At 60.3% G+C, this 12662-nt stretch carries 10 protein-coding genes; 4 read left to right on the plus strand and 6 right to left on the minus strand.

The genetic code is table 11. The features are described 5' to 3' along the window. Positions 1 to 102: 102 nt before the first annotated feature. The 6 genes from cmk to mtnA form a co-directional block, all read right to left on the minus strand. On the minus strand, positions 103 to 792 hold the full coding sequence (gene cmk / locus MME58_RS18740; protein ID WP_010433630.1) for a (d)CMP kinase: 690 nt from the start codon (positions 790 to 792) through the stop codon (positions 103 to 105). Further along, complete coding sequence (locus MME58_RS18745; protein ID WP_054987886.1) at positions 789 to 2393, minus strand: prephenate dehydrogenase/arogenate dehydrogenase family protein; 1605 nt, start codon at positions 2391 to 2393, stop codon at positions 789 to 791. The genes cmk and MME58_RS18745 overlap by 4 nt, the downstream gene beginning before the upstream one ends. A gap of 57 nt (positions 2394 to 2450) precedes the next feature. Beyond that, entirely contained in the window at positions 2451 to 3545 is a 1095-nt protein-coding gene (pheA, locus tag MME58_RS18750; RefSeq protein WP_054987885.1) for a prephenate dehydratase, read from the minus strand. Further along, a complete protein-coding gene (gene serC, locus MME58_RS18755) occupies positions 3545 to 4630 on the minus strand; it encodes a 3-phosphoserine/phosphohydroxythreonine transaminase (RefSeq protein ID WP_055006790.1) in 1086 nt (361 codons plus the stop codon). The genes pheA and serC overlap by 1 nt, the downstream gene beginning before the upstream one ends. A gap of 204 nt (positions 4631 to 4834) precedes the next feature. Then, the gene (gene gyrA, locus MME58_RS18760; protein ID WP_054987883.1) at positions 4835 to 7615 is read right to left on the minus strand and encodes a DNA gyrase subunit A; all 2781 of its coding nucleotides are present in this window, start codon (positions 7613 to 7615) and stop codon (positions 4835 to 4837) included. A 302-nt stretch (positions 7616 to 7917) separates the two neighbouring features. Next, positions 7918 to 8994, minus strand: coding sequence for an S-methyl-5-thioribose-1-phosphate isomerase (gene mtnA / locus MME58_RS18765; RefSeq protein WP_054987882.1), 1077 nt, complete (start codon positions 8992 to 8994; stop codon positions 7918 to 7920). Between the two features lie 120 nt (positions 8995 to 9114). On the opposite strand from mtnA, the gene MME58_RS18770 reads away from it, so the two are divergent. From MME58_RS18770 to MME58_RS18785, 4 genes are all read left to right on the plus strand, one after another. Then, the gene (locus tag MME58_RS18770; protein ID WP_054987881.1) at positions 9115 to 10446 is read left to right on the plus strand and encodes a TRZ/ATZ family hydrolase; all 1332 of its coding nucleotides are present in this window, start codon (positions 9115 to 9117) and stop codon (positions 10444 to 10446) included. 84 nt (positions 10447 to 10530) lie between these two features. After that, positions 10531 to 11229, plus strand: coding sequence for a bifunctional 2-polyprenyl-6-hydroxyphenol methylase/3-demethylubiquinol 3-O-methyltransferase UbiG (gene ubiG, locus MME58_RS18775; RefSeq protein ID WP_002554570.1), 699 nt, complete (start codon positions 10531 to 10533; stop codon positions 11227 to 11229). A gap of 3 nt (positions 11230 to 11232) precedes the next feature. Beyond that, on the plus strand, positions 11233 to 11904 hold the full coding sequence (mupP, locus tag MME58_RS18780) for an N-acetylmuramic acid 6-phosphate phosphatase MupP (protein ID WP_054987879.1): 672 nt from the start codon (positions 11233 to 11235) through the stop codon (positions 11902 to 11904). Positions 11905 to 11916: 12 nt separating this feature from the next. Beyond that, on the plus strand, positions 11917 to 12657 hold the full coding sequence (locus MME58_RS18785; RefSeq protein ID WP_055006947.1) for a YciK family oxidoreductase: 741 nt from the start codon (positions 11917 to 11919) through the stop codon (positions 12655 to 12657). Positions 12658 to 12662 lie beyond the last annotated feature (5 nt).

Below are 12662 nucleotides of genomic sequence, written 5' to 3' on the forward strand. Positions count from 1 at the left end.
GGGCGAAGGATACGCCCATCTGCCACGCTCCAGACAACGTGGGTTTCGTTCAAGTAAAAGAAAGCCTGCGGGACTATGACTGGTCTCCCGCATGCTTCTTCGTCACCCGGCAATACCGCGAAGCGCGATTTCGCTCAGAATGCGTTCCAGCACCTGTTCGATGGACAATTCGGTGGAATCCAGCTGTATGGCGTCGTGCGCCGGCTTCAGCGGTGCTACCGCTCGCTGGGTGTCACGCTCGTCGCGTGCACATATCTCATCTAGCAGACTCGACAGACTAACATCATCGCCCTTGGCCTTCAACTGCAAGTAACGCCGACGTGCTCGCTCCTCGGCACTGGCCGTGAGGAATATCTTCAGTGGGGCATCCGGAAATACCACGGTGCCCATGTCGCGCCCATCCGCGACCAGGCCTGGCTCTTCCTGAAAAGCACGCTGGCGCAACAATAGGGCGTCGCGCACCGCCGGTAGCGAGGCGACCTGCGAAGCGCCGCTGCCTATCTGCTCGTTGCGAATGGCGTGGGTAACATCTTCGCCTTCAAGAATGATGCGCTGCCCCTGCCCTGCCGCAGTCGCTTCGAACTGGACATCCAGATGAGCGGCCAGAAGCTTGAGCGCCTCTTCATTGGTCAGGTCGACGCCATGATTGCGTGCGGCAAAGGCCAGCAGGCGATACAGCGCACCGGAATCAAGCAGGCACCAGCCCAGTTTTCTGGCCAGCAGGCCGGCTACAGTGCCCTTTCCGGAACCGCTGGGTCCGTCGATGGTGATAACGGGAGCTTTGATTTTCACTTTTTGTCCTCTTGCGCTACACGCATGCCGACTTGAGCGCACAGCGCCAGAAAATGGGGAAACAATGCGGCGGCATCCGCGCACGCTTGAATACGGATGGGCGCCGAAGCCCTCAACGATGCAACCTTGAACGCCATGACGATACGCTGATCGCCACGCGCATCAACCTCGCCGCCATCCGGCACACCGCCTTCGATAATGATGCCATCCAGCACAGGCTCGGCCTCGATACCCAGAGCCAGCAAACCATCGGCCATCAGCCTGACGCATTCCGCCTCATCGGCTTGCAGCGCCTGTGCACCGCGCAGAATGGTACGCCCTTCTGCACATGCTGCGGCAACAAGGAGCACCGGAAACGTGCTGATCGCCAGCGACACCAGCGCATCCGGGATATCGGCGCCTTTAAGCTGCGCCGAGCGGACATGCAGGTCGGCGACCGGCCCGCTCGCCGTCTTGCGGGCATTCTGCAGCACAATGTCCCCGCCCATCAGGCGCAGGATGTCGATTACCCCCTCACACAGGGCGTTGACGGGAACGTCCTCAAGCAGCAAGTCACACCCTTCGCTGATCGACGCGGCAACCATGAACAGCACCGCAGAGGTGATATCCACCGGCCCTTTGATACGGTGACTGACGCCATCCGCTGACACGCTGCGAATGTCGCGATGGTCGCCGGGCACTGTATCGACACGGGCACGACTGGCCAGGATCCTGCCAAAGTGCTCCCTGGCTGCACGAGCGCGAGTGAATACGTCCTTCAACTGTGCGCCATCGCCGGCATCCACTGCGTCGCGCAGGGCGTCGAGATCGGTGCGAAAGCTGTCCAGCGTGCGCAGTACCGCTTCACGATTGGCCATGAAGATGTCATGCCACATGGTCGGGTCGCTGCCTGCGATACGAGTGAAGTCCCGGAAACCGCCAGCGGCATACCTGAATATGTCCAGGTTTTCATTACGCTTGGCCAGCGAGTCGACCAGACCAAATGCCAGTAAATGCGGCAGATGGCTGGTCGCAGCCAACACTTCGTCGTGACGCTCGACCTGCATGTGCTCGACATCGGCACCCAGCGCGGACCACAACCGGTCGACGATGGTCACCGCGTGAGGATCGGTTTCAGCCAGTGGGGTCAAAATTACCTTGTGACGCCGAAACAGCGCTGCGTTGGACGCCTCGACGCCGCTCTGTTCGGACCCGGCAATCGGGTGGCCCGGCACGAAACGCGGCGGCACGCGGCCAAATGCCTGGCGCGCAGCCCTGACCACATTGCCCTTGGCGCTGCCGACATCGGTCAGGATTGCGTTACCCAGATCCATCGGTGCCAGCAGCGCAAGCAGTTTTTCCATCGCCAGGATGGGTACCGCCATCTGGATCACGTCGGCGCCATGACAGGCGGCGGCAAGATCGGACTCACAACGGTCCACAACACCCAGCTCAACCGCCAACTGTCGCGACTGCGGATCAAGATCGACACCGACCACCTCGCGACACAGGCCGCTTTCGCGCACACCCTTGGCAAAGGAGCCGCCGATCAACCCCAGACCGACTACGACCAGACGACCGATCACAGGCCGTACGGACTGTTCTGAAATCACATCAACCACGCGAACATACCTGACAGCCCGGCAAGGTGAAAAACAAACGGATCATGGACCACGCCCTCAGAGAACCGCTTTCGGGTAGGAGCCCAACACCTTCAAGGCAACCGCTTCGCTGCTGATCTTTTCCAGCACGGCCTTGACCAGCGGGTCCTGATGGTGCCCGACGAAGTCAATGAAGAACACATAGGTCCACTTGCCGCTGCGCGAAGGCCGGGTTTCGATTCGCGTCAGGTCCAGGCCGTTTTCGTGAAAGGGCACCAGCAGCTCATGCAAAGCGCCCGGTTTGTTGCTCATCGAAACAATGATCGAGGTCTTGTCATCACCGGTCGGCGGGACTTCCTGATTACCGATGATGAGAAAGCGTGTGGAGTTGTCGGGACGATCTTCGATCTTTTCCGCCAGACGGGTCAGGCCGTACAGACCTGCCGCCATATCGCCGGCGATAGCCGCCGAGTTCCACTCTCCCTTGACCCGCTTGGCGGCTTCGGCGTTGCTGGCTACCGCCACTCGTTCGACATTCGGGTAATGGGCATCCAGCCATTTACGGCACTGGGCCAGTGACTGGGCATGGGAATAGATGCGCGTGATGCTTTCGGTCTTGGTGCTTTCGCCCACCAGCAGATGATGGTGAATGCGCAGTTCGACTTCGCCGCAGATCACCATGTCGTGTTCAAGAAAGCTGTCGAGGGTGTGATTGACCGCGCCTTCGGTGGAGTTTTCCACCGGAACCACGCCGAAATTCACGGCACCGGCGACCACTTCGCGAAACACTTCGTCAATTGCAGCCATCGGCAAACTGATCACTGCGTGCCCGAAATGCTTCATCGCGGCGGCTTGGGTGAACGTCCCCTCAGGGCCAAGATAGGCGACCTTGAGCGGCTGTTCCAGTGCGAGACAGGAAGACATGATTTCGCGGAACAGACGCGCCATTTCCTCATTGCTCAACGGTCCGCGATTGCGGTCCATGACTCGCCTGAGCACAGCAGCTTCGCGCTCCGGGCGATAGAACACAGGCACTTCGCCTTCAGCCAGCGAGGACATCTTGACCCTGGCCACTTCCTGGGCACAGCGAGCTCGCTCACTGATCAGTTCCAGGACCTTCTCATCGAGGCTGTCGATACGGACGCGAAGCGCCTTGAGTTCTTGCTCGGACATCAGCCGTGCTCCTTCTCGAAGTCTTTCATGTAGGCCACCAGCGCGTTGACCGCGTTGATGTCGACCGCGTTGTAGATGGACGCGCGCATACCGCCCACCGAGCGATGGCCTTTGAGGTTGAGCAGCCCATTTGCATCGGCACCAGCCAGGAACGGCTTGTCGAGGCGATCATCCGCCAGACGGAACGGCACGTTCATCCACGAACGATCAGGCTTGTTGATCGGGTTGCTGTACAGCTCGCTGGCGTCGATGAAGTCATACAGCGTGCGCTGCTTGATATCGTTAAGCTTGCCGATCGCCTCGACACCGCCCTGCTCCTTGAGCCATTCGAAGACCAGCCCGGACAGGTACCAGGCCAAGGTCGGCGGCGTGTTGTACATCGAGCCATTGTCGGCCGCGACCTTGTAGTCGAGCATGGTCGGGCACAGCGAGCGCGCGCGACCCAGCAGGTCTTCGCGAATGATCACCACCACGATACCGCTGGGGCCGATGTTCTTCTGGGCACCGGCGTAGATCATGCCGAAACGCGAGATATCCACTGGACGCGAGAGGATGTCCGACGACATGTCGGCAACCAGCGGCACGTCGCCGGCGTCCGGAATCCAGCTGAATTCCAGGCCGCCAATGGTTTCGTTTGGCGCGTAGTGGACGTAAGCCGCGTCCTTGGACAGCTTCCACTCGTTCTGGCCGGGAATGGCAAAGTAATCGTAGGCCTTGGCGCTGGCCGCGACGTTGATTGCGCCGTAACGCGACGCCTCGTCGATAGCCTTCTGCGACCAGATCCCGGTATCGATGTAATCGGCCTTGCCGTTTTCCGGCAGCAGGTTCAATGCAATCTGAGCGAACTGCTGGCTCGCGCCACCTTGCAGGAACAGCACTTTGTAATTCGAGGGGATGGACAGCAGATCGCGCAGATCCTGCTCGGCCTTGGTGGCAATGGAGACGAACTCATCACTGCGGTGGCTCATTTCCATGACGGAAAGGCCTTTGCCGTGCCAGTCGAGGAGTTCCGCCTGGGCACGCAGCAGAACAGCTTCAGGAAGCGCAGCAGGACCTGCGCAGAAGTTAAAGGCTCGCTTGCTCATATCCACTCTCGTCAAATACGTTGGGTCTGTACGCGCTTGTTTCGGGTTGCTTGCCACGAGCAGACAGCCGCCGCAGCGACCGAAAGCTCCTTGCGGGAATTCTGATCCGGCTGCAGGGCTGGCCGAATGCCGCAAGGGCTGGACTTGCCTGAAATGCAGATGCATGCACAGACGAGCCAGCCCTTACCTGATTTACGTTACCGCTCAGTTCTGTGGTTCGTCTTCGTCTGACGCAGCATCCGCCTGCAGGTCTTCACCTGCATCGTCCACTTCGGTGACATCGACGATGACGCCATCAACGATCTCCTCACCCTCGAGTTCTTCGCCTTCGACTTCCGACGGCTCCTGAACGCGTTCGAGGCCAACCAGTTTCTCGTCGCTGGCCAGCTTGATCAGGGTGACGCCCTGAGTGTTACGCCCCAGACTGGAGACCTCGCCGACGCGAGTACGAACCAGCGTGCCCTGGTCGGAAATCAGCATGATTTCCTCGCCATCGAGCACCTGAACCGCGCCGACCAGACGACCGTTACGCTCGTTGCTGACCATGGCGATGACGCCCTGACCGCCGCGCTTGTACTCGGGGAACTCGGAAATGGCCGTACGCTTGCCGTAACCGCGCTCGGAAGCGGTCAGGATCTGACTGCCCTCTTCCGGGATCAGCATCGAAATCAGCTTCTGCCCTTCTGGCAGACGCATGCCGCGAACACCGCGAGCGGTACGGCCCATGGCGCGCACGTCGGATTCCTTGAAGCGTGTCACCTTGCCACCGTCGGAGAACAGCATGATCTCCTGCTCGCCATCGGTAATGGCCGCAGAAATCAGGATGTCGCCCTCGTCCAGCTCCAGCGCGATAAGGCCGGAGCTGCGCTGACGGCTGAATGCAACCAGCGGGGTCTTCTTGACAGTACCGTTGGCGGTGGACATGAAGATGAACGGAGCTTTCTTCTTGTCGGCGGCCTTGATACGGGCCTTGCGCTCTTCTTCGGTCTCGCTGCTGTTTTCCGCGTCGTCCAGCTCGCCTTCCAGGGCCTCGCCTTCTTCATCGGCACGCTTGCGCATGGCTTCGAGGTCGACCGGCAGCATGGTGGTGATGTATTCGCCGTCGCTCAACGGCAACAGGTTGACCAGCGGACGACCACGGGCAGCGCGGGACGCTTCCGGAATCTCGTAGGTCTTGAGCCAGTAGACCTTGCCCTTGCTGGAGAACATCAGCAGCGTGGTGTGGCTGTTGGCGACCAGCAGGTGAGCGATGTAGTCCTCATCCTTGATGCCGGTGGCCGATTTGCCCTTGCCGCCACGACGCTGAGCCTGATAGACCGCCAACGGCTGAGTCTTGGCATATCCACCATGGGAGATGGTGACCACACGCTCTTCCTCGGTTATCAGGTCACCCAGGGTCAGGTCCAGACGTGCATCGAGAATTTCGGTACGACGGGCATCGCCGTATTCGGAGCGGATCAGTTCCAGCTCTTCGCGGATCACTTCCATCAGCCGCGTTGCGCTGTTCAGGATGCGGATCAGCTCGCCGATCTGGTTGAGAATTTCCTGGTACTCGCCCAGCAGTTTCTCGTGCTCCAGACCGGTCAGGCGATGCAGACGCAGTTCCAGAATGGCCTGAGCCTGTTCCGGCGACAGGAAATACTTGCCTTCACGAAGACCGTATTGCGGATCAAGGTTCTCGGGGCGGCATGAATCGGCCCCGGCCCGCTCGACCATTTCGACCACTGCGCTCGACTCCCAAGGCGTCTTGATCAACGCTTCCTTGGCTTCGGCGGGTGTCGGAGAGGCTTTGATGAGGGCGATGACCGGATCGATGTTGGACAACGCAACGGCCTGACCTTCAAGGATATGGCCACGCTCGCGTGCCTTGCGCAGCTCGAACACGGTACGACGGGTAACCACTTCACGACGGTGACGAACGAAGGCTTCGAGCAGGTCCTTGAGGTTCAGGATGCGTGGACGACCGTCAATCAGGGCAACGATGTTGATACCAAAAACGCTTTGCAGCTGGGTCTGGGCGTAAAGGTTGTTGAGAACAACCTCGGGCACTTCGCCACGTCGCAGCTCGATGACCACACGCATGCCGTCCTTGTCGGACTCGTCGCGCAGCTCGGTGATGCCTTCGAGTTTCTTTTCCTTGACCAGCTCGGCGATCTTCTCGATCAGACGCGCCTTGTTAAGCTGGTAAGGCAGCTCGGTGATGACGATCTGCTGGCGACCACCGACCTTGTCGATGTCTTCGACGATGGAGCGGGCACGCATGTATATGCGCCCACGACCCGTGCGATAGGCTTCTATGATGCCCGCGCGACCGTTGATGATCGCCGCCGTCGGGAAGTCCGGGCCCGGGATGTATTGCATCAGTTCGTCGACCGTCAACTCGGGGTTGTCGATCAGCGCCAGGCAGCCGTCAATCACTTCACCGAGGTTGTGCGGCGGAATGTTGGTCGCCATGCCCACGGCAATACCGCTGGAACCGTTGACCAGCAGATTGGGAATACGGGTCGGCATGACCGCAGGGATCATCTCGGTGCCGTCATAGTTCGGCACCCAGTCCACGGTTTCCTTGTGCAGGTCGGCCAGCAGCTCGTGAGCCAGCTTGGTCATGCGCACTTCGGTGTATCGCATGGCCGCAGCGTTGTCACCGTCGACGGAACCGAAGTTACCCTGGCCGTCTACCAGCAGGTAACGCAGCGAGAATGGCTGAGCCATACGAACGATGGTGTCGTAAACAGCCGTATCGCCGTGCGGGTGATACTTACCGATCACGTCACCAACCACACGGGCGGATTTCTTGTACGGCTTGTTCCAGTCGTTACCCAGCTCGCTCATTGCGAACAACACGCGCCGGTGCACGGGCTTCAAGCCATCGCGTGCATCGGGCAGTGCCCGACCGACGATTACGCTCATCGCGTAGTCGAGGTAGGACTGCTTCAGCTCGTCTTCGATATTGACCGGGAGGATTTCTTTGGCCAGTTCGCCCATGAGAAGCCTGATTCCTTTTTCTGGTGAAACCTCGCAAACCCATTCGGGGTATACGAAGCTCGCCGCTGCCAGCATTTGCAGGCAGCGACTTACGACAAATCAACGAGTTATGCCATGAATCTATGCAGTGTGGGCGGCTACAACCAGTGCCCCCGATAACCGCCGGATATTACCACAATCGCCGAGGCGCTCACATCCTTTGCAGGCGCTGAAAACGAGCCATCCACGCACAGGACGCCTGAGAGACGCTTACAGGCCCGCCCAGCCGCATTGCACAGCGGCGTCAGGCAGGCCGTGCAGCATCAGTGAAGGTGCTTGCGGCTCATCAATTGAGCCATGCGGGCGGTATCAGGACGTTCGACGATGCCCTTTTCGGTCACGATGGCATCGATCAGGTCCGCCGGTGTCACATCGAACACCGGATTGAAGGCCTCGACCTCGGCACCGACCCGCTGACCGCCCACTTCGAGCAGTTCGCGACCGTCGCGCTCTTCAATGATGATGTCATCGCCGCTGGCCATCTCCATGTCGATGGTCGAACTCGGTGCCACCACCATGAAGCGCACGCCATGATGCATGGCGGCGACGGCCAGCTGATAAGTGCCGATCTTGTTCGCCACATCGCCATTTGCGGTGATGCGGTCAGCCCCGACGATGACCCAGGTGATGCCTTTGGTACGCATGAGATGCGCGGCGGCAGAGTCTGCGTTCAAGGTCACCGGGATGCCTTCATTGGCCAGCTCCCATGCGGTGAGCCGCGACCCTTGCAGCCAGGGCCGTGTTTCATCGGCGTAGACCCGCTCGATCATGCCTTCCAGATGCGCCGCACGAATCACGCCCAGCGCAGTGCCGAAGCCGCCGGTGGCCAGCGCTCCGGTATTACAATGAGTGAGCACCGTCTGCAGGTTGCCTTGATGCCTGCGGATCAGGTCGGCCCCCAGTTGCGCCATGGTCAGATTGGCCTCGCGATCACTCAGGTGAATCGCCACGGCTTCAGCCACGAGGGCTGCAAGCGGATCGTCGCCGTCCTTCACGCGCATCAGACGATCACGCATCCGGTTCAGCGCCCAGAACAGGTTCACGGCTGTCGGCCGCGAATCGGCGAGCAATTGCAGATCCTCTTCCAGTGCCGGATACCAGTCTGCACCTTCGGCAATCCGCGCACGCGCACCCAGCACCGCACCATAGGCGGCACTGATACCGATAGCCGGTGCGCCGCGCACCACCATCGTGCGAATCGCTTCGGCGACTCCCTCGGCAGTGGTATAGCGGTGCCAGACTTCCTCGAACGGCAGTACCCGCTGGTCCAGCAGGTACAGAGCGTCGTCTCGCCAATCGATGGCCTTAACCTTCTCCGCAGCCAACAGTCGATCGCGCATCGCCAACTCCATCTTGAACATCGGAAACCCAGCATCAAAAGCCGCTGATTATAGCGAGCCGCCTGCGAAGACGCTCGGGTATACTTCGCCATCAACGTAATAAACGATGGAAACCTTCTCATGCCGAACGCCACAGCACCGCTCGACCTTTTGCTCCTGCCCGCCTGGCTGGTGCCGGTCGAGCCCGCAGGCGTCGTGCTCCAAGACCACGGCATCGGTATCCGCGACGGCTGTATTGTCTATATAGGCCCACGGGCCGAAGCTCTCCGACAAAACGCCGCGCAGGTGCAGGAGTTGCCCGGCATGCTGCTCAGCCCCGGCCTGATCAACGCTCACGGCCATGCGGCGATGACGCTGTTTCGCGGGCTGGCCGACGACCTGCCACTGATGACCTGGCTGCAGGACCACATCTGGCCCGCCGAAGGCAAGTGGGTCAATGAAGACTTCGTACGCGACGGCACCGATCTGGCCATCGCCGAGCAGCTCAAAGGCGGCATCACCTGCTTTTCGGACATGTATTTCTATCCGAAGGTGGCTGCCGAGCGCGTCCACGCCAGCGGCATGCGCGCACAGATCACCGTGCCGGTACTGGACTTTCCGATTCCAGGTGCTCACACCACCGATGAAGCACTGCACAACGGCATCGAGCTGTTCAACGATCTTGCTCATCATCCACGCATCAAGATCGCCTTCGGCCCGCACGCACCCTACACCGTAGGTGATGAGAACCTCGAAAAGGTCCGGGTGATCGCCGACGAACTGGACGCCATGATTCAGATGCACGTCCACGAGACCGCATTTGAAGTCGAACAGGCTGTCGAACAGCGTCAGGAGCGCCCTCTTGCCCGACTGAACCGCCTGGGCATGCTGGGTCCGCGCTTTCAGGCTGTACATATGACGCAGATCAGCGATGACGACCTGACCCTGCTGGTGGAAAGCAATACCAGTGTGATTCATTGCCCTGAATCCAACCTCAAGCTGGCCAGCGGCTTCTGCCCGGTCGAACGATTGTGGCAGGCCGGTGTGAACGTTGCAGTGGGTACCGACGGCGCGGCCAGCAATAACGACCTGGACCTGCTCGGAGAAACCCGCACCGCTGCGTTGCTGGCCAAGGCTGTCGCCGGCTCGGCCACGGCGCTGGATGCGCACCGCGCGCTGCGCATGGCAACCCTCAATGGTGCCCGTGCACTGGGCATTCAGGCCGAGACTGGCTCGCTGGAGATCGGCAAGGCTGCGGACATGGTCGCTTTCGACCTGTCGGGTCTGGCCCAGCAACCGATTTATGACCCGGTATCGCAGCTTATATATGCCACTGGCCGCGATTGCGTGAGCCATGTCTGGGTGGCCGGCAAGCAATTGCTCGACGCTCGCCAGTTGACCCGCATGGATGAACACGCTTTGCGAGACACCGCGATCGCGTGGGGCCAGCGTATTTCCGGTAAAGCCGAATAATTCGATTCGGACCGAACACATGCCAGTCAGGCTTATCTATAAGCCTGACTGATGAAAAGAATTTTGAGTTCAAGAGGGACACCCATGAGCAACGTCGACCGCGCAGAAATCGCCAAATTCGAGGCCCTGGCCCATCGCTGGTGGGACCGCGAAAGCGAATTCAAGCCGCTGCATGACATCAATCCGCTGCGCGTCAACTGGATCGACGAGCGCGTTGGTCTGGCGGGCAAAAAAGTGCTGGACGTCGGTTGCGGCGGCGGCATTCTCAGCGAAGCGATGGCCCTGCGCGGCGCAACGGTGACCGGTATAGACATGGGCGAAGCGCCACTGGCAGTGGCGCAACTGCATCAGCTCGAATCAGGCGTCAGCGTCGAATATCGGCAGATTACCGCCGAGGACATGGCCGAAGAAATGCCCGAGCAGTTCGATGTCGTGACATGCCTGGAAATGCTTGAGCACGTACCGGATCCGTCTTCGGTAATCCGCGCCTGCTACCGCATGGTCAAGCCCGGTGGCCAGGTGTTTTTCTCGACCATCAACCGCAACCCGAAAGCTTATCTGTTCGCCGTGGTCGGTGCCGAATACATCCTCAACCTGCTGCCGCGCGGGACCCACGACTTCAAGAAATTCATCCGCCCCTCCGAACTGGGTGCGTGGAGCCGTGACGCAGGCTTGCAGGTAAAGGACATCATCGGCCTGACCTACAACCCGCTGACCAAGCATTACAAGCTGGCTTCCGACGTCGACGTCAACTACATGATCCAGACCCTGCGAGAGGCGTGATACATGCGTTTGAGAGCAGTTTTATTCGACATGGACGGTACCCTGCTCGACACCGCCCCGGACTTCATCGCCATTGCTCAGGCGATGCTGGCCGACCGCGGTCTCCCGCCCGTACCGGACAAACTGATACGCGACGAAATTTCAGGGGGTGCCAGGGCGATGGTGGCAGCCACGTTCTCGCTGTCGCCTGAGGCACCGCAATTCGAAGCGTTACGCCTGGAGTTTCTGGAGCGCTATCAGCGTGACTGTGCCGTCCACAGCAGGCTGTTCGACGGCATGGGCGAGTTGCTGGCCGACATCGAAAAGGCCGGCCTGATCTGGGGCGTGGTCACCAACAAGCCAGTGCGATTCGCTCAGCCGATCATGGAACAGCTCGGACTGGCCGAACGTTCGGCTGTACTGATCTGTCCGGACCACGTCACCCACAGCAAGCCCCACCCCGAGCCAATGATTCTGGCTTGCAGGATGCTTGACCTTGACCCGGCCAGCGTCCTGTTCGTTGGCGACGATCTGCGCGACATCGAGTCCGGGCGGGATGCAGGCACCAGGACCGCAGCCGTGCGTTACGGTTACATTCACCCCGACGACAACCCCGATCACTGGGGTGCCGACGTGGTAGTCGACCATCCGCTGGAACTGCGCAAGGTGCTGGATAATGCACTGTGCAGCTGTTAAACGAGGTTCTACATGTTTGATTACTCTGCGCCCCCGGAACTGCTAAAGGGCCGGATCATTCTGGTCACTGGCGCTGCGCGCGGCATCGGCGCGGCAGCCGCAAAGACCTACGCAGCCCACGGCGCGACCGTTTTGCTGCTGGGCAGGACAGAAGCAAGCCTTGCGCCGATTCATGACGAAATCAGGATGGCGGGACTGCCGCAACCGCTAGTCATACCGTTCGATCTGGAAAGCGCCGAGCCGGAGCAATACCACGCGCTGGCGGCCATGATCGAAAGCACATTCGGCCACCTTGACGGCCTGCTGCACAACGCCTCGATCATCGGGCCGCGAACGCCGCTGGAACACCTGTCCGGTGCGGACTTCATGCAGGTTATGCACATCAACGTCAACGCGACCTTCATGCTCACCCAGGCGCTGCTGCCGCTGCTTCAGCGCTCAACAGATGCATCGGTGGCCTTCACATCCAGCAGCGTCGGGCGCAAGGGCCGCGCGCAATGGGGTGCGTACGGGGTGTCGAAATTTGCTACCGAAGGCCTGATGCAAACCCTGGCCGACGAGCTTGAAGGTGTTACCAATGTACGGGCCAACAGCATCAATCCCGGCGCTACCCGCACCAGCATGCGTGCGCAGGCCTACCCTGACGAAAACCCGCAGGACAACCCTGCAGCCGAAGACATCATGCCGGTTTATCTGTACCTGATGGGGCCAGACAGCAAAGGCCCCAATGGGCAAGCGCTGAATGCCCGCTAACCGAA

The organism is Pseudomonas syringae pv. tagetis, from assembly GCF_022557255.1.
Lineage (GTDB): Bacteria > Pseudomonadota > Gammaproteobacteria > Pseudomonadales > Pseudomonadaceae > Aquipseudomonas > Aquipseudomonas caricapapayae.